At 72.9% G+C, this 22,763-nt stretch carries 17 protein-coding genes, 1 tRNA gene and 2 pseudogenes; 9 read left to right on the top strand and 11 right to left on the bottom strand.

Features of this window, described 5'->3' with window-relative positions; translation table 11 throughout:
• Positions 1 to 56 precede the first annotated feature (56 nt).
• Both ACFZCF_RS16995 and ACFZCF_RS16990 read left to right on the top strand, forming a co-directional pair.
• Positions 57 to 2,045 carry an ATP-binding cassette domain-containing protein gene (locus tag ACFZCF_RS16995; protein ID WP_391287069.1) on the top strand — a complete coding sequence of 663 codons (1,989 nt, stop codon included), beginning with the start codon at positions 57 to 59 and terminating at the stop codon, positions 2,043 to 2,045.
• On the top strand, positions 2,036 to 3,883 hold the full coding sequence (locus ACFZCF_RS16990) for an ATP-binding cassette domain-containing protein (protein ID WP_391287068.1): 1,848 nt from the start codon (positions 2,036 to 2,038) through the stop codon (positions 3,881 to 3,883). The genes ACFZCF_RS16995 and ACFZCF_RS16990 overlap by 10 nt, the downstream gene beginning before the upstream one ends.
• A 36-nt stretch (positions 3,884 to 3,919) precedes the next feature.
• Here the strand turns inward: ACFZCF_RS16990 and ACFZCF_RS16985 are convergent, their stop codons facing one another.
• A complete protein-coding gene (locus ACFZCF_RS16985; RefSeq protein WP_388449942.1) occupies positions 3,920 to 4,531 on the bottom strand; it encodes a LuxR C-terminal-related transcriptional regulator in 612 nt (203 codons plus the stop codon).
• 433 nt (positions 4,532 to 4,964) lie between these two features.
• On the opposite strand from ACFZCF_RS16985, the gene ACFZCF_RS16980 reads away from it, so the two are divergent.
• Positions 4,965 to 5,084 (top strand) — tRNA-Gly (locus ACFZCF_RS16980).
• Positions 5,085 to 5,180: 96 nt separating this feature from the next.
• On the opposite strand, the gene ACFZCF_RS16975 is transcribed toward ACFZCF_RS16980, so the two are convergent.
• Complete coding sequence (locus ACFZCF_RS16975; protein ID WP_391287067.1) at positions 5,181 to 6,173, bottom strand: serine aminopeptidase domain-containing protein; 993 nt, start codon at positions 6,171 to 6,173, stop codon at positions 5,181 to 5,183.
• A 225-nt stretch (positions 6,174 to 6,398) separates the two neighbouring features.
• Here ACFZCF_RS16975 and ACFZCF_RS16970 point away from each other — a divergent pair, with 225 nt between their 5' ends.
• Together ACFZCF_RS16970 and ACFZCF_RS16965 are read left to right on the top strand one after the other, a co-directional pair.
• Complete coding sequence (locus tag ACFZCF_RS16970; protein ID WP_391287066.1) at positions 6,399 to 7,034, top strand: GNAT family N-acetyltransferase; 636 nt, start codon at positions 6,399 to 6,401, stop codon at positions 7,032 to 7,034.
• Positions 7,035 to 7,069: 35 nt separating this feature from the next.
• On the top strand, positions 7,070 to 7,915 hold the full coding sequence (locus ACFZCF_RS16965; protein ID WP_388450035.1) for a PaaX family transcriptional regulator C-terminal domain-containing protein: 846 nt from the start codon (positions 7,070 to 7,072) through the stop codon (positions 7,913 to 7,915).
• Positions 7,916 to 7,919: 4 nt separating this feature from the next.
• Here the strand turns inward: ACFZCF_RS16965 and ACFZCF_RS16960 are convergent, their stop codons facing one another.
• On the bottom strand, positions 7,920 to 8,447 hold the full coding sequence (locus tag ACFZCF_RS16960; protein WP_391287065.1) for a GNAT family N-acetyltransferase: 528 nt from the start codon (positions 8,445 to 8,447) through the stop codon (positions 7,920 to 7,922).
• A gap of 124 nt (positions 8,448 to 8,571) precedes the next feature.
• On the opposite strand from ACFZCF_RS16960, the gene ACFZCF_RS16955 reads away from it, so the two are divergent.
• A complete protein-coding gene (locus ACFZCF_RS16955; RefSeq protein ID WP_388449934.1) occupies positions 8,572 to 8,784 on the top strand; it encodes a hypothetical protein in 213 nt (70 codons plus the stop codon).
• Positions 8,785 to 9,044: 260 nt separating this feature from the next.
• Here the strand turns inward: ACFZCF_RS16955 and ACFZCF_RS16950 are convergent.
• Positions 9,045 to 9,275 (bottom strand): annotated as a pseudogene (locus tag ACFZCF_RS16950) (cytochrome b/b6 domain-containing protein); the annotation flags it as partial.
• Positions 9,276 to 9,300: 25 nt separating this feature from the next.
• Positions 9,301 to 9,609: pseudogene (locus ACFZCF_RS16945) on the bottom strand (cytochrome b/b6 domain-containing protein); the annotation flags it as partial.
• A gap of 577 nt (positions 9,610 to 10,186) precedes the next feature.
• Between ACFZCF_RS16945 and ACFZCF_RS16940 the strand changes: the two are divergent.
• Positions 10,187 to 11,590: an isopeptide-forming domain-containing fimbrial protein gene (locus ACFZCF_RS16940; protein ID WP_391287064.1), complete on the top strand. Its 1,404-nt coding sequence runs from the start codon at positions 10,187 to 10,189 to the stop codon at positions 11,588 to 11,590.
• Positions 11,591 to 11,885: 295 nt separating this feature from the next.
• Here ACFZCF_RS16940 and ACFZCF_RS16935 read toward each other — a convergent pair whose 3' ends face one another.
• The 5 genes from ACFZCF_RS16935 to ACFZCF_RS16915 all read right to left on the bottom strand — a co-directional run bounded on the left by ACFZCF_RS16935 (position 11,886) and on the right by ACFZCF_RS16915 (position 18,765).
• The gene (locus ACFZCF_RS16935; RefSeq protein WP_391287063.1) at positions 11,886 to 12,380 is read right to left on the bottom strand and encodes a DUF3237 family protein; all 495 of its coding nucleotides are present in this window, start codon (positions 12,378 to 12,380) and stop codon (positions 11,886 to 11,888) included.
• 284 nt (positions 12,381 to 12,664) lie between these two features.
• Positions 12,665 to 14,785 (bottom strand): molybdopterin cofactor-binding domain-containing protein, encoded by a 2,121-nt coding sequence (locus tag ACFZCF_RS16930; protein ID WP_391287062.1) that lies wholly within the window; start codon positions 14,783 to 14,785, stop codon positions 12,665 to 12,667.
• 13 nt (positions 14,786 to 14,798) lie between these two features.
• Entirely contained in the window at positions 14,799 to 15,779 is a 981-nt protein-coding gene (locus ACFZCF_RS16925) for an FAD binding domain-containing protein (protein ID WP_391287061.1), read from the bottom strand.
• Positions 15,776 to 16,276 (bottom strand): 2Fe-2S iron-sulfur cluster-binding protein, encoded by a 501-nt coding sequence (locus ACFZCF_RS16920; RefSeq protein ID WP_388449923.1) that lies wholly within the window; start codon positions 16,274 to 16,276, stop codon positions 15,776 to 15,778. The genes ACFZCF_RS16925 and ACFZCF_RS16920 overlap by 4 nt, the downstream gene beginning before the upstream one ends.
• A 761-nt stretch (positions 16,277 to 17,037) precedes the next feature.
• The gene (locus ACFZCF_RS16915) at positions 17,038 to 18,765 is read right to left on the bottom strand and encodes a SpoIIE family protein phosphatase (RefSeq protein ID WP_391287060.1); all 1,728 of its coding nucleotides are present in this window, start codon (positions 18,763 to 18,765) and stop codon (positions 17,038 to 17,040) included.
• A 591-nt stretch (positions 18,766 to 19,356) separates the two neighbouring features.
• Between ACFZCF_RS16915 and ACFZCF_RS16910 the strand changes: the two genes are divergently transcribed.
• Entirely contained in the window at positions 19,357 to 20,310 is a 954-nt protein-coding gene (locus tag ACFZCF_RS16910; protein WP_391287059.1) for a nucleoside hydrolase, read from the top strand.
• A gap of 7 nt (positions 20,311 to 20,317) precedes the next feature.
• Here the strand turns inward: ACFZCF_RS16910 and ACFZCF_RS16905 are convergent, their stop codons facing one another.
• Positions 20,318 to 21,913 (bottom strand): hypothetical protein, encoded by a 1,596-nt coding sequence (locus ACFZCF_RS16905; protein WP_391287058.1) that lies wholly within the window; start codon positions 21,911 to 21,913, stop codon positions 20,318 to 20,320.
• Positions 21,914 to 22,426: 513 nt separating this feature from the next.
• On the opposite strand from ACFZCF_RS16905, the gene ACFZCF_RS16900 reads away from it, so the two are divergent.
• Complete coding sequence (locus tag ACFZCF_RS16900) at positions 22,427 to 22,741, top strand: hypothetical protein (RefSeq protein ID WP_391287057.1); 315 nt, start codon at positions 22,427 to 22,429, stop codon at positions 22,739 to 22,741.
• The last annotated feature ends 22 nt before the right edge of the window (positions 22,742 to 22,763 follow it).

The following is a 22,763-nucleotide window of genomic DNA, read 5'->3' as shown; positions in this document are numbered from 1 at the left end:
CCGACGGCGGCCTCGCCGGGGACGCGCCCGTACGAGAAGAGAAGAGAGGGGATCGGATGGCCTCGCCGACCGGTTCCGACCGGCTGCTCATCGGCGCCGTACGGCACACCGCTGGCCTCGCCGCGGCGCTGCTGCTCTGCTCCGTCGCGGGCGCCGCCTGTACGCTCGCCGTCCCCGCGTTCGCCGGCAGGACCCTGGACCTGCTGCTGCGCCAGGGGCCCGGGGCGGAGACGTGGCTGGTGTGGACCGCCGCACTGCTCGCCGTGGAAATCCTCGCGGAGACCGGCTCCGTGCTCCTGACCCAGCTCGCCAACGCCCGCGCCACCGGATGGATCCGGCTGCGCGCCCTGGGCGGCCTCCTCGGCACCGCGCCCCACCGGGCGGCGCTCCACTCGGGCGGCGACGTCGCCGCGCGGCTGTGCGTCAACGCCACCGACAGCGGCACCGCCCCGGCGGCCCTCGCGACGTCGGTGTCCTCCGTGCTGATGCCGATCGGAGCGCTCGTGGCCCTGGCGCTCATCCATCCCTGGACCGCGGTGGTCTTCGCGGCCGGTCTGCCGCTGCTCCTGCTGCTCCTGCGCGCGTTCGCCGTCCAGTCCTCCGACTCGGTCGGCCGGTACCAGCGGGCGCAGGGCGCCATCGCCGCCCGGCTGGCCGAAGCACTCGGCGGCGCCCGAACCATCGCCGCCGCCGACACGGCGCGCCGCGAAGAGGACCGCATCCTCGCCCCCTTGCCCGAACTGGCCCTGCACGGCACGCGCATGTGGCTCGTCCACGGCCGTGCCGTGGCCCGGAGCGGGGTCCTGCTCCCGCTGCTCACCACGGCCGTCGTCGCGGTGGCGGGGGCGGGCCTCGCCGCCGGTGACGTCAGCGTGGGCGAGCTCCTGGCCGTGTCCCGGTACGCGGCGCTCGCCGCCGGCATCGGAGGCGTCGCGGCGCCCCTCGGCACCCTGGTCCGAGCCCGCAGCGCGGGCCACCGCACCGCGGAACTCGCGCATCTGTCGCCGATGAGCCACGGCTCCGCCGTCCTGCCGCCCGGCGGGCCCGGCGATCTGGAGCTGCGTCAGGTCCGGGTGGTGCGCGGGGGCGTTCCCCTGATCTCGGACGTGACGCTCACCGTGGACGGGGGGTCGACGGTGGCCGTCGTGGGCCGCTCGGGTGCGGGGAAGTCCACTCTGGCGGCCGTCGCGGGCAGGCTGACCGACCCCGATGCCGGGCGCGTCGTCCTGGACGGTGTCGACCTGGCCGACCTGACCCTCGCGGAGCTGCGCGGGGCGACCGCGTACGCCTTCGCACGTCCGGTCTTCGATGGTGGCGCGACCGTCACGATCGGCGCGGCACTGGCCGCCGGGACCGGGCCCGCGCAGGGTCCCGCCACGGCGGAGAGGGTCAGGGCGGCCGCGACGGCCGTCTGCGCCGACGCCTTCGTCCGGCTGCTCCCCCTGGGCTACGAAACCCCGGTGGACGAGGCTCCGCTGTCCGGCGGCGAGGCCCAACGCCTGGGCCTCGCCCGGACCTTCGTCGGCCACGGGCGTCTGATGATCCTCGACGACGCGACGTCCAGCCTGGACACGGCCACCGAACGGCAGGTGGAACGCGCCCTCGCCGCGTCACCACGACCGTGCACCCAGCTGATCGTCGCCCACCGGGCGTCCACCGCCGCCCGCGCGGACCGGGTGGTCTGGATGGAGGCGGGCCGCGTGCGGAGGACCGGCCCTCACCGTGAGCTGTGGGAGGACGCGGACTATCGCGCGGTGTTCACGGCGGAGGCTGCGATTCCGGCGACCGAAGCGGACGCTGCGACACCCCGGTCGGACGCGGAGGCAGCCCGGTCGGACGCGGAGGCAGCCCGGACGGACGCTGAGGCACCCCGGACGGACGCTGAGGCACCCCGGACGGACGCTGAGGCACCCCGGACGGACGCTGAGGCACCCCGGACGGACGCTGTGGCACCCCAGGCGGAAGCAGGGGCACCCCGCGCGTCAGCGGGGGCGCCCGTGGTCGACACGTCGACGCCGTCGGCAGGGACGGGGGCATGTCCGTGACCACCGCACCGCGCACGACGCACGCGAAGGAGTCGGCGGGGCGGACGGAGCCGACCTCGACAGGCGCGCCGACGCCGGCTCCGGCCTTCGAGGAGGCGACCACGACCCGGCGCGCGCTTGCCCCCATCCGGTCCCTCCTGCTCCGCCGCAAGGGCGTGCTGGGGAAACTGGCGGCATGGTCGGCCGCCGAGTCCGCCCAGACGTTCCTCGGCGGCTACTGCGTGGCCCACTCCCTCGACGACGGATTCTTGAAGGGCTCCCCCGCCACGGGACTGCTCTGGCTGGCGGCAGCCGCCGTGGCCATCCTGCTCGGGGCTCCTGTCGCCCGGGGGATCTTCGCCCAACTCCCTCCTCTCACCGAGTCGTTGCGCGACGACCTCGTACGAGGCTCGGTCGTACGGGCCCTGCGCTCGGCCACCGCGGCGCGTCACGGCGCGGACACCACGGCGGTGTCGCGGCTGACAAGCCAGACCGAGATAGCCCGGGACAGCTTCGCCGGACTGGTGCTCGCGGCTCGCTCCTTCGTGTTCGTCGCTGTGGGCGCCCTCGCCGGACTGGTGTCGCTCGCGCCGCAGTTCCTGCTCGTCGTGCTCCCTCCCCTGGCGCTGGGCCTCGCCCTGTTCACGGCGTCGCTGCGGCCGATGGCACGGGCCCAGCACCGCTACCTCGACGCCGACGAGGCTGTCGGCCGGCGCGCCGAGGTCACCCGTACCGCCCTGCGCGACATCGTGGCCTGCGGCGCCCAGGAAGCGACCGCCGCGGAGAACCGCCGTGCCGTCGAGGAGGCGGCGGCCGCCCAGCGTGCCCTGGCCCGGTGGGCGGCCGTCCGTACGCTCTCCGTGGCGGCGGCCGGGCAGCTGCCGGTGTTCCTGCTGCTCGCCGCGACCCCGTGGTTCCTCCGCGAAGGCGTCACGGCGGGCGCGATGGTGGGGGCGCTCACCTACGTCCTCCAGTCGCTGCTCCCCGCCCTGCACACGCTGATGGCCGTGCTGGGCGCGGCGGGCGCGCGCCTGTTCGTCATCCTGGACCGGCTCACCCGGCCGCTGCCCGCCGCCCCTCCCCCGGTCGCCCCTCCCCCGGCCGCCCACACGAGCGTTGCCGGCCGTACAGGGCGGGCGTCCCCGGCCCTGGAGCTGCGGCACGTGCGGGCCGCGTACGGACCCGGGGCCCGCGCCGTACTGGACGATCTGGACCTGACGGTCGAGCGGGGTGAACACCTCGCGGTCGTCGGTCCGAGCGGCATCGGCAAATCGACCCTGCTGCACGCGATGGCGGGCCTGCTGACGCCCGAGCAGGGCGAGGTACGGCTCCTCGGCCGCGCGATCGGTGCCTGCCCGCCGTCGGAACGCGCCGCCCTGCGCGTGTTGCTTCCCCAGGAGGCGTACGTCTTCACGGGCACCCTGCGGGACAACCTCTGCTACCTGCGGCCCGGCGCCGTTCCCTCGGATGTCGACGGGGCCGTGGACGCGCTGGCCCTGCGCCCGCTCGTCGAACGGGTGGGCGGCCTCGACCGTACGCTGACGCCCGACACCCTGTCTCTCGGCGAACGCCAGCTCATCGCCCTGGGACGGGCCCACCTGGCTTCGGCCCCGTTGTTGTTGCTGGACGAGGCGACCTGCCACATGGATCCCGTCGCGGAGGCCACGGCCGAACACGCCCTGCGGGCCCGGCCCGGGACCCTGGTCGTCGTCGCCCACCGGCTGTCGTCCGCGCTCCGGGCCGACCGCGTCCTCGTCCTCGACGGCACCCGTGCCCAGTGCGGCACGCACGAGGAACTGCTTGAGCGTTCCGCTCTCTACCGCGACCTCATGGGGCACTGGGGCGGCACCGAGCGGTGAGTCACCCCGGTCACGGCGACCTCACGTGTCCGCGGTTCACGTCCACCCGGCGCCCTGGGCGATCCGGATGGCGTCCACACGGTTGCGGGCGCCGACCTTGCGTATGACGCTCGCCATGTAGTTGCGGACGGTGCCCTTGGACAGGAACAGCGTTGCCGCGATCTCGGAGATCGGCGCTCCGTTGGCGGCCAGCGACAGGACGCTCAGCTCGCGCCGGGTCAAGGGCATCTCCGCGGCCTGCAGGAACCCGAGCGCCAGTGTCTCGTCGATGAAGCGCTCCCCTCTGGCCAGACGGTGCACCGCCTCCACCAGTCGACACTTGGGGCTGTCCTTGTCGACGAAGCCGGCCGCTCCTGCCGCGTGCGCCCGTCTCAACACCCCCGGCCGCTGCCCCGGTACGAGGGCCAGGAGCGCCGAGCGGCCCGCCACGCCGGCTCCGGAGGAGGATAAGCAAGCGGTCGCGGGTAAGACGGGGGGCGGCAGGCACTCGGCGTCGGCGACGTACACATCCGTCTCCGCCTGCTCGGCGGCCGGGCCGTCGGACCACCGCGGCAGCGAGGCGACCACATGGATCCCGCTCGACCGCAGCAGTTCCTCGAGCGCGAGGCGCAGCAGTTGCGCCTCGTAGACCACCGTCACCCGTATCATTCCCAGCCTTTCGGTCCTGCGTCGTGCCAGGGGTGCACGACGCGAGCAGTCACCCTCACCTCCTCTGCCCCTGAAGCTCCGGGAGGAACGGGACACCAGGCGCACGGAGGGCGCACGGCGCAGTCTCTCGGCCGGATCCGATCCGTGTCCGCCACGGGATCGCAGGCCGGCGCTGTCCGGTGCCGACCGGTTCGCGCGGGGATTGTCCAGATCCGACCCCGGCACCGCTCACCGCGAGCAGCGCCTCTTCGGCGCGCGCCACGCGGGGGCGCACAGGGCGCCGGCCGACAGGAATGAGTGACTTCGGCGACCGCCGCCAGGTCGCTGAGGATCCGCGGCAACCGCTGTCGACGGTCAGACAAAGGACTCGTCCGCGGAGAACGATGTCTCTACGCTGGGCCGCAGCGGGAGCGCGCGTGTTTCCGCAGGTTGCGGTGCCGTGGCAGAGCGGTCTATTGCGACCGCCGCGGGCGAGGTCCCTCCCGCGGCGGGTGACGGGGACGGGGCGGGCCTGCTCCCATCTGTCTCGCGGGTTCGAATCCCGTCGGCACCGCAGCCGACCAGGACGTGGTGCTGCGCGTTCCTCCCGGTGCGCCGGGCGGTGCGTCCGAACGCGCGCCGGACGGCATGGCCGGGTCCGGCCGGGCTGTCACGGAGTGGCACCGCTGGTCCGGCCGAGATCCGTGAGGAACTGTCGTTGACCGTCCACGAATCCGTCCGCGAAGAGCGAGCGGGGCGAGAAGAGCGCGGTGAGGGTGACCTTGAGGTCCGACTGCTCGATGGACCGCTTGAGAAGCGAATGAGTCGCGTCCGGGTAGCGCTTGGCCGTCAACGCACCGCCCGCGCCCAGTACCTCGCGGTAGGTGCGCTCCGTGTCGGCGGTGTCCACGTTGAGGTCGTGGCCCGCGAGGACCAGCAGAACCGGTACGCCGCGGAGGGCGGCAAGGTCTCGCGTGGCGTCCGCGGTGTAGTTCCTGGAGACGAAGCTCCAGCGATCGGCGGTCATGCCGTCCAGGTCGCTGCTCATGGCCTTGACGTACTCCTCGTAGGTCGCGTGGCGTTCCAGCAGCTGTCGGGTCGTGTCGCTCTTGGCGACCGCCGCGCTGGTACGGCTCGCTGACGCGCCGTCGGCGCGCAGCTCGGCGAGGAGGTTGTAGCGGCCCTGCCGAAGCCAGTTGATCGCGGGCGAGACGGCGATGACGAAGCTCACGTGGGTCCTGGCCGCGACCTTCGGCATGACCCAGCCCGCTTGGCTGGCGCCCCAGAGCCCGATCCGGTCGCCGTCGATGTCCGGCCGGGCCCGGGCCCAGGCGACGGCGGCAGCTGTCTCGTCGGCCCGGTCGTCCATGGTCTGGTCGAGCCAGTTCCCGGGCGCGCCCGCGACGCCGGGCTTGTCCCAGGAGAGGGAGGCGTAGCCGGCCTGGGCGTTCGCCTCCCACAGGGGCTTGTAGCCGTCGTCGTGGGTGGCATCGACGGGGCCGTCGCCGTGGACGTACACGACCAGGCCATGACGCTCGCGGCCGTCCCGGGGCGTGGTCAGGACTCCGTTGAGGGTGTGGCCGCCGTGACGGATCGAGACGCGCTGCTCGTCCATGGCGTAGGAGTGCTGCCACAGCACCACGCTGACGAGACCCGCGGTCATCGCCAGGATCGTGACGAGCGACCACACGGTCGTGCGGAGCCGGCGCCGTCGGGGTGGGTTCTTTGGTGGGTTCTTGGGACGCACGGGTTGCAGGGGCTGCATGGACATGAGATCTGACCGCCTCTGTTCGAATGAGTCGACCGGAAACTATCAACTCTCGAACGTTCGTGGAAAGAGTGATAGTTTCGAGTCTCGGGTCGGACGAGCAGAGGGGTGGTGCACGGCATGGGACGGGACACGGCTGGGCCGGCTAAGGGGCCGGTGACGGTCCGGCGGGGGCTTCCGGTCGGCGCCGAGCGACGGGCGGCCGAGATGTACTGGGGCGCCTTCGGCCGTAAGCTCGGTCCGGCACTCAACCCTCCGGAGAAGGCGGTGTCCTTCATCGCCGCCCACCTGAACGCGGACCGCGCCGTCTGCGCGCTCCTGGACGGGCGGCTCGTCGGCCTCGCCGGCTACCAGCTCGGCGGCCGAGCTCTGACGGGAGGATCGGCCTCCGACGTGCTGCGCGCCTACGGACACCTGCGGGGGCTGCCCAGACTGCTGCTCCTCGCCCTGTTCGAACGCCGTCCCGCTCCCGGGCAGCTCGTCATGGACGGGATCGCCGTGGACCCGGACATGCGCGGGCGCGGCGTGGGGACCCTGCTCATCGAGGAAGTGGCCGCCGTGGCGGCGGAGCAGCACTGCCAGGAGATCAGACTGGATGTGATCGACACCAATCCGCGTGCCAGGGCCCTGTACGAGCGGCGCGGCTTCACGGCCGTGCGGACCGAACACACGCCGTACCTGAGCGGCCTATTGGGGTTCGGTGCGGTGACCACCATGCGTCGCGCGGTCGCGACGAGAGGGGCAGGAGAACGGTGAGCACCGAGGCGGACCACGTCGAGGTCCCCACCCGCATGCTCGTCCACGCGCTGATCCGTGAGGACGGCACCGTCGACGCGGACGAGCTCTACACCGTCGCCGGCACCCTGGGCATGAGCGACCAGCAGGTGCGGTTGTGCATCAAGCGCCTCGTGGCCGAGGGCCGGTTCACCCACGAGGGCCGTGGCCGCAGAGCTCGGTTGCACGCGACCGCGGACACCACGCGTTCCCTGGCACCCAACGCGGACTTCCTCCGGCACGCCTTCCAGCAGGATGCCGGACTCGCTCCCTGGGACGGTGTCTGGCACCTGGCCGCCTTCGCGGTGCCCGAATCGGCCCGCCAGGCCCGTGACGCCCTCCGCGAGACGCTCGTCCACCTCGGCGGCGCCCCGCTCCAGGGCGGACTGTACGTCTGCGCGAACGCCTGGGAGCCGTACGTCGAAGAGGCGGCCCACCGCCTCGGCGCCCACGGCGCGCTCACCCTTCTCACCACGACCGACCTTCGCAAGGGCGACACCCAGGAGCCTGTCGAGCTCGCCCGGCTTCTGTGGCCCCTGCAGGAGACCGCCGACCGCTACCGCCGTCTCAGCCGCATCGCCAGGCCCCGCCTGGCCCGGCTCACCGGCCCCGCCGAGCTCTCCCCCTCCGCGTTCCTCACCATCGCGGTCGAGCTCGCAGCCGAACTCACCCGCGCCATGGAGCCCGACCCGCTGCTGCCCCCGCAGCTCCTGCCCCAGCCCTGGCCCGGCACCCAGGCACGGGAACTCATCGCCCGCTGCTGGGCGGTCATGCAGGAGCGAGAAGCCGACGGAACCCGCCCGACCCTCTTCCGCCTCTACGCCGACATCACACGCGAGGCCGCGGACCGGGCCGCGCTCTGAAGGCCTACGGCACGGGGGCGGCGGCGGCCCGGTGGTACCGGGTGTAGGTCTCGAAGACCTCGGAGACCTCGAAACCGAGGCGGGTCAGCACGGCGCCACTCTTGGCGTTTCCGTGGGTGACGCCCGCGAACACGTCAGTGGCGCCCCACACCGTGGCTGCGTACTCGATCAAAGCCCGGCAGGCCGCGGTGGCGTACCCCTGCCCCGTAGTCGCGTGGTCGAGCCAGTATCCCAAGCTGTACTTGGGTGGGTCGACGGCGACAAGGTCGACGCGGCCGACGAGGGCGCCGTGAAGAAGGACGCCGCAGCGGAGGGACGGGCTGGGGTCCTGGAGCAGCTCGGCATGGGCCGTCTCGTAATCCGAAGCGGCCAGCGCCTCGTAGTCGCCGTGCTGGGTGAGGTGTGTGCGATTTCGATCGATGAGTGCGAAATATTCATCGGCTCGTCCAGCAGTGAGGACGCACAACGTCAATACGGGTACGTGGGTAGCGAGTTCGGGGAAGACGCGCATTTCGTGATGACTGACGGCCATGTCGGCAGACCTTACGGCGGGGGCTGGAGCCCGGCCATGGTTTTTTGGTGGGCGTGAATCAGCGGGTGGCGGGCCCGTGCAGCCGGCGGCGTGCCCTGTCGGGCCTCGTGTCGTTGAGCCAGGCATGACGATCTTCAACCGCCGAGTCCTCGCCTCCGCCGCTGTGGCCGCCACCGCCGTCCTCGCCTCCGCCGGGGTCGCGGCGGCCGACAGCGTCGGCAACCACCTCCCCGGGGCCGGTCTCCTGAACCAGACCTTCGGGAACGGCGACCAGGAGGCCAAGACCGCCGACGCCCTGCCCACCCACAACGCCCTCAACAACCTCCGCGTCCCCTGACCGAAGCCGTCCGATGCTCAGCGGGGCTGAACGTGTACCCGATCAGTCCCGCAGTCCGGAAGAGCACAGCTCTCGTCGGCCGACGTGCCCGCCGGAGCCGATCAGCAGGAGCTTCCTGGAGATCGCCTGAGCCCGGGGCCCGCCGCGTCGTCAGTGGCGGGTTTGATCCGCAGGGTCGAACGGCCGCACCTGCCCCCTCCCCCGCACCGCGAAATGACCAAGACCTCCCCTGCTTGGCGGCCGAGGCCGGGGCAAGCACGTCACAGCATGCGGCGGAGCAAGTGGTCCCGGTCGACGAGCTGGTGCTTGAGCACGAGCCCGATGTGCAGGGACAGGGCGATGAAGAAGACGACGTGAGTCGCGACGTGGGCGGCGAGCAGACCGTCGTCGCCGGAGACGACGAGGGCGAGCCCGGACAGCGGGATGGCGAAGGTCACCGCGTAGAGGGCGTTCTCGGTCCAGTGGGCCAGGCGGCGCTCGGATGCACCGAGGGTGGGCGCCCAGGGGGGGCAGGGGCGTCGCGAGGCGCCAGACGAGGCGGACGGTTCCCAGCAGGAGGATCGTCAGGCCGAGCAGGACGTGGACGGTGAGCAGCGTGTCGTCGCCGAAGAGTTCGTAGCCGTCGTCGCCACCCCTCCCACGCCCCTGGCCTTTGCCCGGTTCCTCCCCACGTCCTCGACCGCGCCCCCTGCCCCGTCCGCCGTCGTCCACGTCGAGGAGGTAGCCGACGGCGAACTGTAGGGCGACGGCGAGGACCACCGTCCAGTGCAAGGTCCTCGTGACGATGCCGTAGCCGTGGGGACCGTTCCGGAAGTGTGCGCCCATACCCTTACGATGCACCATGTATGGGGTCAATAGCTGTTTTGTTGCATGGCGGTGATGCTTGCCCACCCCTTTGAGCGGGACGGCGATCTGCCGCCGGAGGCCCGGCAGAAGCTCCTGTTGCCGTTCGCGGATCCGACAGGACCGCCTCTGTGAACGGAGGCTCGTTCCGTAGGGGGCGGGTGCGGCTCGGGCGCTGGCCGTTGCGCCCGGCGTGAGCCAGGCGCTGCCCGGGGCATGGGGTGCGGGTTCCTGGGCGCCGGTGGCCGGTCCGCGCACGCCGGAGTGCTCCGGGCATCTGATCCGATGAGTGGCGGGGCCCTGTCAGCGAGGCGTTCGGGCGCCTGTTTGCGGAGAAGTTGGGGGTGAGGACGTCGGCACCCGCACAGCGCGTCGGTCCCGAATCCGTTCGGGGCTCTGCGCGGGGCAGCGGGCAGCGGCACGGCGTCCCGGCCGCCCGCCACCGTCTCCCTCCGGCAGCTCGGGCGGGGATGCGCTTTCCGGTTCCTGCGCGCTGTACCCGGGCTGCCCGGCGGGGCAGGGCGGCATGTCACAGCACCGTCGACTCGAGGAGTACGTCATGAGCACCCCTCCCTCCGCTCCGCGCAGGGTCGCCCTGGCCAACGGCAGCTTCGAAGAACCGCCCATCAGCGGCGTCGCGTTCCTGCCGGATGCCTCCCAGTCACAGGCGGCCAAGTACGTTCCCGGCTGGCTCACCACCGCGACCGACCATCAGATCGAGCTGTGGAGCAACGGCACCCACGGTGTGCCCTCGGCCGAGGGCGCGCAGTTCGCCGAGCTGAACGCCAACGAGGTCTCCACGCTGTACCAGGACCTGCCGACCACGCCCGGGACCAAGCTGTACTGGCGGCTGTACCACCGGGGCCGGCAGGGGCAGGACACGATGGCGCTGGACATCGGAGTGCCGGGCTCGGCGGTGGAGCAGCGCACGTTCACCGACGGCACCAGCGCCTGGGGCTACTACACCGGCACCTACACCGTCCCCGACGGGCAGACGGTGACCCGGTTCGCGTTCCGTTCCGTCTCCGCGGCCGGCGGCAACCGCGGCATCGGCAACTTCCTGGACGGCGTCTTCTTCGGCACCGCGCCCCACGTGGAGCTGACCAAGTCCGCGATCCCCGCGGGGCCGCTGGAAGTCGGTGACGTGCTCACCTACCGCGTCACGGCAAAGAACGAAGGCGGCGGCGCGGCGGAGGCCCTGGTGCTGACCGACCAAGTCCCGGACGGCACGACCTACGTCCCCGGGTCCCTGCGCGTCGTCGACGGGCCGAACGCCGGGCCGAAGACCGACAGGAAGGGTGACGACCAGGCCCACTACGACGCCGATGCGGGCAAGGTCGTCTTCCACCTCGGGGACGGCGCCACCGGATCCCAGCCCGGCAGCCTGCCGAACACCAGCGTCCTGCCCGGCGGGACCACGGTGGAGTACCGGGTCACCATCGACCGTGCCAGCGGCGGCCGGCAGATCAGCAACACCGCCACCGCCTCCTACGAGAACCGGCTCGGTGACACGCCGGAGCCGCTGACGTCCACGTCCGACGAGGAAGTCACCGAGGTCAAGCCGGCCGCCGACCTGTCCGTGACGAAGGCCGCCGACGCCACCGCGGTGACCGTCGGCCAGACCGTCACCTACCGCGTCACCGTCCGCAACGCCGGCCCCAACCGGGCCACCGGGGTCACCGTCACCGACCGGCTCCCCGAGGGGCTCGTCTTCCTCTCCGCCGAGGGCTCCCCCGGCACGTACGACCCGGCCGGCGGCCGGTGGACCCTGGACGAACTGGCCGTGGGCGGCACCGCCACCCTCGTACTGCGGGCCAAGGCCACCCGGGCGGGGTCCGTCAGCAACACCGCCACCGTCGCCGGCCAGGACACCGACCCCGACCCCGACGACAACAGCGACAGCGTCACCATCTGCGTGGAGGCGGCCCCCGCCTGCTGCGACCCCTGCGCCGCCGACAAGTAACCCGAGATCCCCTGCGCTCTCGCGTCAAAGGGGGGCCAGGACCGACGCAACCGGCCCTGGCCTCCCGACCCGCCCTTTCCGGACGGCCCACGGGCGGACACCCCGTGGGCCGTCCGGAGGGACACGGCGGTCGAAGTGTAGGGCCTGCTGCTCACCGGGGCCTGTCCCTCACCAGAGCCGGGCGGATCCTGGGCGGTCGCCTCCGCGCCCCGTGCGCGGCGGTGTCCTACGACGGCGCGTGGGCGGCGGTTCACAGGGGTACCCCTCGACGCTCTGCGGTCGACGCGAGGGCGCGTCAGGTCACGGAGTAGAACCGGATGGCGACTTCGGAGTCGTCGCCGCGGGCGAGGCCCATGAAGACGGTGCGGGCGAGCCAGAGATGGGCGGGGGCATCGGTACGGAAGACCGGGGCGGTCCGGTAGTACACGCCTGCCTCGGACACCTGCAGGGTGCCGTCGTACTGGGCGGGTGTGGAGGGGTCGTCCTCGTGGTAGTAGCCGCGGTTGGTGATGTCGATGACCGCTCCGTCGTCGGCCTGCAGGAGGTACCGGGCGTCGAGTTGGTAGACCCCGTGGCGTCTGTCGCACCAGTCGCCACCGCCGGCCAGGACCGTGCCGCGCAGGCGGGGGCCATCCACGATGCCGCCGGTGATGGGGACGTACTCGGTCGTCTCCCCGCCGCCGTGCCCGATGTGCAGGGAGGGACCGAGGAAGGCACGAACCTCGAAGGCGAAGGCGAGGGCGGGGGTGAAACCCGGCCCGGGGGCGGTCTGCGGCTCTGGGGCGATCACGGCACTCCGTAGGGGCTGCGGGGCTGGCGCGGCGGTGGAACAGATCCTAGGCAGGCCGCAGTCGACGGTGTCAACGGTGTTGACGTAACAGCGTTCTGCGCTGGTGGAGGAGTGGGGCGATCACAGCGCGGCGGGTCCTGGCGTTCGTCGGGCGGGCCGAGGCCCCGTGCACGGGCGGGCGACGCGAAGCCGCGGGGGCGCCTGACAGCCCCCGCCACGCCATCGGCCTGGCGCAGGTGCGAGGCCGATGGCGTGGCGGGGGCGGAGGAGGTGGGGCGTGGCGGTCAGTTCGGACGTCCCGGCAGGTGCGGGAGCAGGCGGTCCGGGGTGAGGGGCAGGTCGCGCAGGCGGACGCCCACGGCGTGGTACACGGCGTTCGCGAGGGCGGCCGCGGTGCCGACGATGCCGATCTCGCCGATGCCCTTGCTGCCCATCGGGTTGAGGTGGGGGTCGTCCTCGTCCAGCCAGTGCGCCTCCAGGGACGGCACATCGGCGTTGCCGGGGACGTGGTAGGAGGCCAGGTCCCGTTCCACGAACTCCCCGTACCGGCGGTCGAGGGTGCTGCCCTCGGTGAGCGCCATGCCGATGCCCATCGTCATGCCTCCGATGAGCTGGGAGCGGGCCGTGCGGGGGTTGAGGATCCGGCCGGCGGCGAAGACACCGAGCAGTCGGCTCACCCGCACCTCTCCGGTCACGGCGTCCACCTCAACCTCCGCGAAGTGGGCGCCGAACGCGTGCCGGGCGTACGGGGACTCCTTGCCCGCCTCCTCCGCGGTGTCGGCCCGTGCGGAGAGGCCCTCGGGCGGCAGCGGGCCGGCGTGGGCGCGCAGCCGGTCGGCGAGGGCGGTGCAGGCCTGGTGGACGGCCCAGCCCCACGACGAGGTACCTGAGGAGCCGCCCGCCAACGGGGCGTCGGGCAGGGCGCTGCTGCCGAGCTCCACCTGGACCGCCTGGAGAGGCGCGTGGAGGGCGTCGGCGGCGATCTGGGCGAGGACGGTCCGCGCCCCGGTGCCGATGTCGGTGGCGTTGAGCCGCACGACGTACGTGCCGTCGGGTGCGGCGTGCGCGACCGCCGTCGACGGGCTGACGAGGTACGGGTAGGTGGCGGAGGCCACGCCGGTGCCGGTCAGCCGGTCGCCGGAGCGCCGCACGCCGGGCCGGGGGTCCCGGTCTTCCCAGCCGAAGAGCCGGGCGCCCTCGCGGAGGCAGCCGGCGAGGTTCCTGCTGCTGAACGGCCGCCCGCTGTCGGGTTCGCGGTCGGGTTCGTTGCGGAGGCGGAGTTCGACGGGGTCGAGGCCGGTGGCGACGGCGAGTTCGTCCATGGCGGCTTCCAGGGCGTACATGCCGGACGCCTCGCCGGGGGCGCGCATCCACGAGGGCGTCGGGACGTCCAGGGCCACCACGCGGTGCGTGGTGCGGCTGTGCGGCGAGGCGTACATGACGCGGGCGGGGACGGCGGCCTGCTCGACGAACTCCGTGACGGTGGAGGTCTGCGTGGTGACCTCGTGGGCGAGGGCCTGGATCGCTCCGTGCGCGTCCGTGCCGATGCGGACGCGCTGGACGGTGGGGGCGCGGTGGCCGACGGTGGCGGGCATGTGGCGTCGGGGCAAGGCGAGTTTGACGGGGCGTGCGGTGTACCGCGCGGCCATGACCGCGAGGACGACCTGGGGACGCGGGGTGCCCTTGGAGCCGAAACCGCCGCCGACGTGCGCGGAACCGACCGTGATCCGTTCCGGGGGCAGGGCGAACAGGCGGGCGAGGACGTCCCGTACGGTCGTGGCCCCCTGGCTCGAGTCGTGGACGGTGAGATCGCCGTCGGTCCACCAGGCAGTGGAGGCGTGCGGTTCCATGGGGTGGTTGTGCAGGGCGGTCATGGTGTAGGTCGCGTCGACGTGGAACGCCGAGGTGGCGTAGGCGGCGTCGAAGTCGCCCCGTTCGCGGACGGCGGGGTGGCCGCCGTTCACCTCCTCGGGGGTACGGAGGCGGGGGTGGCCTTCGGCGGGTCCGGCGTCGTGGTCCTCGGAGGCGTACTCGATCCGGAGGGCTTCGGCGGCGGCGCGGGCGTTCTCCGGGGTGTCGGCGACGACGAGGGCGACGTACCAGCCCCGGTGCGGGACGCGGTCGTTCTGGAGCACGGCCAGGGTCTGGTCGTCGGCCGGGGCGAGGCGGGGCGCGTTCTCGTGGCTGAGGACGGCGTGGACGCCGGGTCTGCGCAGGATCTCGTCGGCGTGGACGGCGGTGACCCGGCCCTTGGCGATCGTGGCCGGCACCGGCACGGCGTGGAGGCAGCCGGGCGGGGTGTGCTCGGCGGCGTAGCGCGCGGTCCCGGTGACCTTCTGCCAGGCGTCGCGGCGCTCGGCGTCGGTTCCGGTGGCCGGTACGGGAGGTGTCGGCGGGGGGCACATGGGCGGTGGCTCCTCAGCTGGCGGCGACGAGGTCGGTGAGCACGCGGACGGCGAGGCCGCGCGCGAGCGGCACCTTGAAGCCGTTGTCACGCAGCGGTTGGGCGGCCTCCAGTTCGGCGTCGACGGCCCGGGCGAAGGTCTCCTCGACGGCGGGCGCGCCGCGCAGGACCTCCTCGGCGGTGCGGGCGCGCCACGGCCGGTGGGCGAGTCCGCCGAAGGCGAGGGCGGCGTGCCGGACGCGGCCGTCCGCGACGTCCAGGACGGCGGCGACGGAGGCGAGGGCGAAGGCGTACGAGGCGCGGTCACGGGCCTTGCGGTAGGCGCTGGTTCCCGCGGCCGGCGGGAGGACCACCTCGGTGATGAGCTCTCCTGGGCGGATGACGGTGTCCTGTTCCGGGTGGTCGCCCGGCAGCCGGTGGAACTCGGTGAGCGGGACCACACGCGTGCCGTCGGGGCCGAGCAGGTGCACCCGGGCGTCGAGGGCGGCGAGGGCGACGGCCATGTCCGACGGGTGGGTGGCGACGCAGTGCGGCGAGTGGCCGAGCACGGCGAGGTCGCGGTGGACGCCGTCGCGGGCGGGGCAGCCGGAGCCCGGTTCCCGCTTGTTGCAGGGGTGGGAGGCCTCCTGGAAGTACGGGCAGCGGGTGCGCTGGAGGAGGTTGCCGCCGGTGGTGGCGGCATTGCGGAGTTGGGGGGAGGCGCCGGACAGGAGGGCCTGGGACAGGACGGGGTAGCGGGTGCGGACGAGCGGGTGGGCCGCCAGGTCGCTGTTGCGGACGGTGGCGCCGATGGCGAGGCCGCCGTCGGGCGTCTCGTCGACGGTGTCGAGCGGCAGCCGGCCGATGTCCACGAGGAGCGGCGGGTCGGCCACGCCGAGCTTCATCAGGTCCACCAGGTTGGTGCCGCCCGCCAGGTACTGGGCGCGGGGGCGGCCGGCGCAGACGGCGAGGGCCTGCTCGGTGCGCTCGGCGCGCACGTACTCGAAGGGCTTCATCGGACCGTCTCCCTGTGCGCGTCGGTGACGGCGTCGACGATGTGGGGGTAGGCGCCGCAGCGGCAGAGGTTGCCGCTCATGCGCTCGCGGATCTCGTCGCGGGTGAGTTCCGCGGGGCCCTCGGCGCGGGCGGCGCGCGGCGGCGTCACGTGCGAGGGGTGTCCGGCGGCGGCCTCGGCGAGGAGGCCGACGGCGGAGCAGAGCTGTCCGGGGGTGCAGTAGCCGCATTGGAGGGCGTCGCGGGCGACGAAGGCCTCCTGGAGCGGATGGTGCCGACCGCCCTCGGCGAGGCCCTCGACGGTGGTGACGGGCCCGTCGCAGGCGACCGCGAGGACCAGGCAGCTGTTCACGCGCCGGCCGCCGATCAGGACGGTGCAGGCGCCGCACTGCCCGTGGTCGCAGCCCTTCTTGGCACCGGTGAGATCCAGGTGCTCCCGCAGGGCGTCCAGCAGGGTCGTGCGGTTGTCGAGCCGGAGGAGATGGACGGACCCGTTCACCTGGAGGGCGGTGGACGACGTGGACTCTCCTGGCCGGTCCGGACTGTCGTGACGGTTGGGTTGGGGGACGGGATGGGGGGCGTCGTCGTGGCCGTGACCGCGGTCGTGGAGATGTCCGTCACTGCGGCCGGCGTCACGGCCGCCGTCGTCGTCACGGTCGTGGCCACGGTCGTGGAGAAGTCCGTCGCCGCAGTCGTCGCCGTGTCCGGCCGGACCCGGGCCGGCCGTTCCGTCGCGGTGCACTGTGTCCGCCTTCCGTCGTGGGTGAGAGGGGGCGGGCGCGTACCCCGTCCAGGGCTTGCCTTCCCCGCGGGTCGCGCCTGCCCCGCCTCCGGCCCGGAGGTCACCCGTCCGGAGGGCAGACGACCGTCCGGCTGTCACCCCTGGGCCTGTCGGCGCCGGTCAGGGCCGATCGGCCCGGGAAGGGCCTCCGTACGTACAGCGCGGGGGGTTCCGCGCCGTACGTGCTCCGCCGTGGGTGCCGACCCTTCTCTTGCGTCCCGACCGGTCCCGTACGACTCTGTCGCCGCTTCAGCAGGCTCCTCGACGAGCGGCGGCGGGGCCACACGGCACGGACGACGTCACGGCGGCGCTCGGCCTCTGCATCGATGCTGCGCTTGCGGCCGATGCCCTGGAGCGTGGACTGGACTGGATCCGGGTGCGGGCGGCCGCGCCGCCCGGCCGGTGATCGGCGCGGCCTCGAGAGACGGTCGGCCCAGGTGGCGAAGCCGTCCAGGGTGTCTCAAACGCAGAGGCCTGGTTCAGGGTGAGGGGGCCTCGACCGGAGGTACTCGGATGGTGAGGACGGCCACGTCGTCGTCGTTGTCGGAGGGGCGGGCTTCCATCAGGGCGTCGACGAAGCTCTCCAGTGGATGGTGGGCGAGGTTGGCGGCGTGGTGGCGGAGCCGTTCCAGTCCGTCGTCGATGGGGTGGCTGGGGGACTCGATCAGCCCGTCGGTGTACAGCACCAATGTCGAGCGGGGCGGCAGTGTGCTGGTGGCGTCGGTGCGGCGGAGGCCGGCCTGGGCTCCGAGCAGGATGCCGTGACCGCCGGTGAGGTAGCGGGCCTGGCCGTCGTCGGTGATCAGGAGGGGAGGCGGGTGTCCCGCGTTCGTCCAGTGCAGCTGCCACTGCCCGTCGGCCTTGAGGTGGAGCCGGCTCAGGATCATCGTCGCCATGCCGACGTCGGTGATGTGGGGCAGGGACCGGTCGAAGCGGTCGACGATGACGCTCGGCGGTTCCTTCTGGGACCAGGCGTAGGCACGGAGGATGTTGCGCAGCTGGGCCATGCCGGCCGCGGCGTCCAGATCGTGTCCGGCGACATCTCCGATCACCAGGGCGAGTGCCCGGTCGGGCAGGTGGAAGACGTCGTACCAGTCCCCGCCCACCTGGGAGGCGTAGGGGGCCGAGAGGTAGCGGGCGTTCATCTCCAGGCCGGGAACGCTCGGCAGCAGCGGCAGCAGATGGCGTTGCATGGTGTCGGCGACCTTGCGCTGACGCTGGTAGAGGCGGGCGTTGTCCAGTGCCAGACCGGCCCGTCGGGTGATGTCCTCCAGGAGCGGGATCTCGGCGGTGGTGAACGGCTCGGGCTGCCCGGACCGGCCCAGGGTGAGCGCGCCGAGAACCTCGCGCAGGCCCCGGATGGGGGCGATGACCGCGGAATGCATGCCCGTGGCGTCGAAGAGCCTGCGCTGTTCGATGGCGATGTGGGTGTCGGGCGGGCCTTGATACGTCTGGGGGGTCGCCAAGGTGGAGCCGGCGCCGCGCAGCGCGCGGGACAACGGCAGCGGCGAGGTCTCGGGGACGGAGAACAGGGTCCCTTGCAGGTCCTGTCTGCGGGTGACGCCCTGGTCGTCACCGTGCGCGACGAGAGAGCGGTGGATCTCGCCGCTCTCCGTGATCAGGTCGACCACGACCCAGTCGGCCAGCATGGGGACGACCAGCCTGACCAGCCGGTCCAGCGCCTCGTTGACGTCGAGCGTGGCCGTCAGCTGCGTGGTGGTCTCGGCCAGCAGCGCCAGCCGCTCCAGCTCGGGAAGCAGCCCCGCGTGAAGGGTGGAGGCCGGCAGGGAGACACCAGCCGGGTCGTACTCGTGGAAGACCACCAGGGCCCCGGTCTCCTGGGGGGTGAAGCGCAGGGGCGTCACGAGCCAGGACGCCGTCAGCAGCGTGCCGTCCCCGCGTGCGAAGAAGCCCTGCTTCTCCTGGCGTGCCTGGCCGGCCATGAAGGCTTCCATGATCGAGCACTGGCTGCGCGGCATGCGCATTCCGTTGGCCTGCCGGTGGAAGAGGTCGTGCGCGTCCAGTCCCAGCGCCTCGTCCGCGCTGACGCCGAGCAGCATCTCGGCCTGCGCGTTCATGGCGACGAGTGCCCAGTCGGCGTCCACGGCGTAGGCCCCGGCGCCCAGCCGGTCCAGCGCCTCCCCCAGGAGGCGCTGCAGCGTGAGCAACTGCTCACGAGGGCTCGCCGAGCCCGCCGTGTCATTCATCCCCGCACCTCCACGCTCCGAAAAGGGCCAGTGCGCCCGGTGCCCGGCCCCGGGCCGGGCGGCGGGGCCGGCCACGGCACCGGCCGCCGCGCAAGGCCACGGCGCTGCCGCTGCTCAGGGACGGCTGGGCAACAGGGGAACGGTACACGGTGGGTACCGGTGTCGACGTACGGAGCATTCCCACCGGGCCTCCCCCGCTCTCCCCCGCTCTCCACTGCTCTCCCCCGTTCTCCACAGTTACTTCCCTCCTTCGCCTGCACCATCGAGCGAGGGCGGGCGTGGGCTCCGACCTCGATGTCTTCGTCACCCTGAAGGATGGATCTCGGAGGACCGCGGCCGTGTTCACCGTCACGGAAGTCGAGCGTCCGAACGACATTCTGGTCAGTGACCGACGAGACGGTTGATGGAGATCACTTCGCCGGGGTGGAGGGGCCCGTCGAGGAGGGCGGTGGCGAGGGTGCGAGGCCGTGGCCCGGCGCGGGGCGTGCGCGGGGCAAGTCCGTGGCCGTGCGCGGTGCGCGTCCCCGGCCCTGCGCGGGGCGAGGTCCGTGACCTTGCGCGGGGCGAGGTCGGGTGTGGGACGGTGGGGGCATGCCGGTTCCCGTGATTCTCGACTGCGATCCCGGTCACGACGACGCGTTCAACATCCTCCTCGCCGCCGCCCATCCCGCCGTCGAGCTGCTCGCCATCACCACCGTCGCGGGCAACCAGACGGTGGAGAAGACCACGCTCAACGCCCGGCGGGTGTGCGCGGCGGCCGGGATCCGGGGCGTGCCGATCGCCGCGGGCCGCGCCCTGCCGCTGCGGGGACCGGGCCGGGTCGCCGAGGACATCCATGGCGCGTCGGGCCTCGACGGCCCCGGTTTCGGCACGGCCGAGCCGGACGTGCCGCAGGACCCGCGCGACGCCCTCACCCTGCTGCGGGACGTCCTGCTGGCACACCCGGAGCCGGTGACACTCGTGCCGACCGGGCCGCTCACCAACATCGCGGTGCTCCTGCTCGCGCATCCCGAACTCGCCTCCCGCATCGGGAGGATCGTGCTCATGGGCGGGTCGACGGAACGGGGGAACACCACGCCCGCGGCCGAGTTCAACATCCTGTGCGACCCGGAGGCGGCCGACATCGTCTTCCGCAGCGGGCTGCCGGTGACGATGTTCGGCCTCAACGCGACCCACCAGGTGCGGGCCACGCCCGAGGTGATCGCCCGGATCGCCGCCCTCGGCACCCCGCTGAGCCGGCTCTGCGTCGACCTGCTCATCTACTTCGCCTCCACCTACCGCGAGGTGTTCGGCTTCGACGCGCCCCCGCTGCACGATCCGCTCACGGTCGCCCATCTGATCGATCCGACGCTGGCGGGTGTCGTCCGGGCGGCGGTGACGGTGGAGCTGGACGGAACGTACACCCGGGGCGCGACGGTGGTGGACCTGCACGGGGTGACGGGCCTGCCGGCCGGCGTCGAGGTCGCGGTCGACATCGACGCCGACCGGTTCTGGGACCTGATCGTGGAGGCCGTACGGGCGCTCGGCGGGCCCGTCGGACCCTGAACCCTGCCTACGGCTGGGCGTCGAGCCAGCTCAGCTTGTGCCCGTAGAGCACCCGCTGGCAGTAGTCGGTGCCGACCGGGTCGGCGGCGTCCCGGTTGGCGGTGCAGTCGGACGCCGATCCCGGGCGGTGTTCGGAGAGGGACCACAGGCGGCCGGTGCCGCGCTCCAGGTAGAGGTCCTCGGCGCCCCTGGCGGTCTTGACGGCCTGGCCGTTCTGGACCAGTTGACCGTTGCTCCACCGGTAGCGCCAGAGGTTGCCGGGCTCGTCCGTGCCCTTGGACTCGTTGACGTAGAGGGTGCCGCCGTTCGCCGCCGCTCCCTGCGCGCCGCCGTTGGCCAGGGGAAGGTAGTTGGCCCAGCCCTCTGCGGGCACGTCGGCGGAGCGCCCCTCCAGGGCCGCGACGGGGTACGAGGCGATGCGCCCGGTGGACGGGTAGCCGGTCTGCGGACGGCAGTACTCGCCCATCAGCAGCCGGTCCGGGGTGGTGCTGCGGTCGAGCGAGATGTACGAGGCCTTCGGGGCGCCGGTCGAGACGCAGGCGTAGGAGCCCTTGGGGTTGCTCTGGGTGGCCTTGAACTTCCAGGCGGCGACCTGCGGCATCACGTAGCGGTAGCCGTAGCTGTACCAGACGTTGTTGTGCCGGCCGACCTTCGTCTTGTCCTGGACGTCGGCGGTCGTCCGTACGCCGTCGGTGTCGGCGCCCATCGCGTCGTGCGTGGTGGGGTCGCCGTCCGGGTCCAGGTCCATGATCGTGCGCATGTCGAAGACCCGCAGGCCGTTGCGGGTGTCGGCGACGTAGAGGTAGTTGCCGTACCAGACGATCCCGCCGGCGTGGACGCCCTTCTGGATCGGGTACTCGGCGGCGTGCAGCCCGTCGAAGGACACGTGGCCGGCGGAGTTCACGTAGGTCCAGCCGAGGAGGACGTGCCGGTACTTGACCTCGGCGGCGCCGGTGATCGGGTTGGTCCGCTTCTGGACGAAGGTGATCCGCACGCCCTTCTGGTTGCAGGCGTCGTCGGCGGCCACCTCGGCGGCGGTGCAGTCGCCCGTCGCCGGGTCCGGGTCGGTCTCGCGGCCCGGGTCCCAGCCGTCGTACGAGGCGAAGAGCTGGACGTTCCCGGCCTCCCCCCACAGTTCGTTGTCCTTGGCGTCGGAGACGCCGGTGATGCCCTGGGGCACCCATTCGCGCGAGACGGAGTCGTCGTTCTGGAGGCAGTACTTGACGTCGGGGTCGGGCGCGGTGCCGAACGGGTCGCGGGAGCAACCCGGTTCGACCGTGCGGTTGGCCCCGGCGAGGAGGTTCTGCACGCCCGACTTCGGCAGGACGGCGTCCAGCCGGGCGACCCGGGTGGTGGTCTCGGCGTTCAGCGCGCCGGGCGACAGCGTGAAGTCCCCGGGCGAGGCGGCACCGCCGGGCGAGGTCCAGGCGCTGGTCGAGAACGGCGCGGGCACGGCCTCGGCCGTGAGGGGCTCCTGGACCGTGGGGTCCGTGACGGGCGCGGCCTCGGCCCCGGCGGGAGCGGCGGTCACCAGACCGGTGAACGCGAGCGAGGCCGCGAGGGCGGCGCTGAACCAGGCGCGGCGTATTCGCCTTGAGGGCATGTGAGGGTGTCTCCGTGCTCATGTGCGGGATAAGTGAGACGGAGGCTTCCAGAACGCCGGAGCAACTGGCAAACCTGGTCGACGGGACGTCAGGAATGCGCCTACATCGGCCATTTGGTGGTATTTGGGGTGCCTTTTCTGCTTTTCGGCTGCTGAGGTCGAAGGCACGGACGCTCAGGCGAGGCCCGACCCACGCGAACCAGCGCAGGACCATTGCATCGGGTGGCGCTTGTCATCGGCCCCCCTCCCTCGGGGGGCGCCCCGGTGCCGGTTCGACGGCGGCCACGGACCTCGGGAGGCCTCGGCCAGCCTCAGGGGTGCCTACCGCACCTCCGCGTCCGCAGGGGTTCCCGGGGCGCTCGGCCCTCCCCTCGTGGACATGCCGCTCGCAGCGGCGGACGACCGCGGGACCGCTCAGGGCGTGCGTCTCTCGCACGTCGGGTGGAGGAGTGCGGGGCGCGGAGGAGGGCAGTCGATGTGGAGTCCCGAGAGATATCGAGCCAGGAGCATCCGATGGCCGGCACCACCCCCGAACCCGAGCTTCCCGACCCCGTTCCGACGTCGCCGGACGCCGTCACCCCCGACCTGCCCCCGCCGGGCCCGCAGGCTCCCGAAATACGCGGCACCGGAGGCCGGCCCCTCCGGTCCGAGGAGTCCGAGGAGTCCGAGGAGCCCGAGGAGTCCGAGAAGCCCGAGGGATCCGACGCATCCGACGCGTCCGACGAGGGCGGCACCGCAGGTACGTCGCACGACGACGCCGACGCGCGGGGCGAGGGCCGTCCGGCCGCCGGTCCCGGAACTCCGGCGCCCCAGGAACAGCCCGGCTGAGGGGCCACCGGCCCCGGGGCCA

This window comes from Streptomyces sp. NPDC007945 (assembly GCF_042958885.1).
Lineage (GTDB): Bacteria > Actinomycetota > Actinomycetes > Streptomycetales > Streptomycetaceae > Streptomyces.
The sequence above is the reverse complement of the archived record's forward strand: the minus strand, read 5'-3'. Positions and strand labels throughout refer to the sequence as shown.

Bases quoted from the DNA above. Each gene is read 5' to 3' on its own strand.
- ACFZCF_RS16990 (WP_391287068.1), top strand. From the start codon at position 2,036: ATGTCCGTGACCACCGCACCGCGCACGACGCACGCGAAGGAGTCGGCG.
- ACFZCF_RS16975 (WP_391287067.1), bottom strand. From the start codon at position 6,173: ATGACCGCGGGTCTCGTCAGCGTGGTGCTGTGGCAGCACTCCTACGCC.
- ACFZCF_RS16995 (WP_391287069.1), top strand. From the start codon at position 57: ATGGCCTCGCCGACCGGTTCCGACCGGCTGCTCATCGGCGCCGTACGG.
- ACFZCF_RS16955 (WP_388449934.1), top strand. From the start codon at position 8,572: ATGACGATCTTCAACCGCCGAGTCCTCGCCTCCGCCGCTGTGGCCGCC.
- ACFZCF_RS16905 (WP_391287058.1), bottom strand. From the start codon at position 21,913: ATGCCCTCAAGGCGAATACGCCGCGCCTGGTTCAGCGCCGCCCTCGCG.
- ACFZCF_RS16915 (WP_391287060.1), bottom strand. From the start codon at position 18,765: ATGAATGACACGGCGGGCTCGGCGAGCCCTCGTGAGCAGTTGCTCACG.
- ACFZCF_RS16965 (WP_388450035.1), top strand. From the start codon at position 7,070: ATGCTCGTCCACGCGCTGATCCGTGAGGACGGCACCGTCGACGCGGAC.
- ACFZCF_RS16925 (WP_391287061.1), bottom strand. From the start codon at position 15,779: ATGAAGCCCTTCGAGTACGTGCGCGCCGAGCGCACCGAGCAGGCCCTC.
- ACFZCF_RS16900 (WP_391287057.1), top strand. From the start codon at position 22,427: ATGGCCGGCACCACCCCCGAACCCGAGCTTCCCGACCCCGTTCCGACG.
- ACFZCF_RS16970 (WP_391287066.1), top strand. From the start codon at position 6,399: ATGGGACGGGACACGGCTGGGCCGGCTAAGGGGCCGGTGACGGTCCGG.
- ACFZCF_RS16910 (WP_391287059.1), top strand. From the start codon at position 19,357: ATGCCGGTTCCCGTGATTCTCGACTGCGATCCCGGTCACGACGACGCG.
- ACFZCF_RS16940 (WP_391287064.1), top strand. From the start codon at position 10,187: ATGAGCACCCCTCCCTCCGCTCCGCGCAGGGTCGCCCTGGCCAACGGC.
- ACFZCF_RS16960 (WP_391287065.1), bottom strand. From the start codon at position 8,447: ATGGCCGTCAGTCATCACGAAATGCGCGTCTTCCCCGAACTCGCTACC.
- ACFZCF_RS16985 (WP_388449942.1), bottom strand. From the start codon at position 4,531: ATGATACGGGTGACGGTGGTCTACGAGGCGCAACTGCTGCGCCTCGCG.
- ACFZCF_RS16930 (WP_391287062.1), bottom strand. From the start codon at position 14,785: ATGTGCCCCCCGCCGACACCTCCCGTACCGGCCACCGGAACCGACGCC.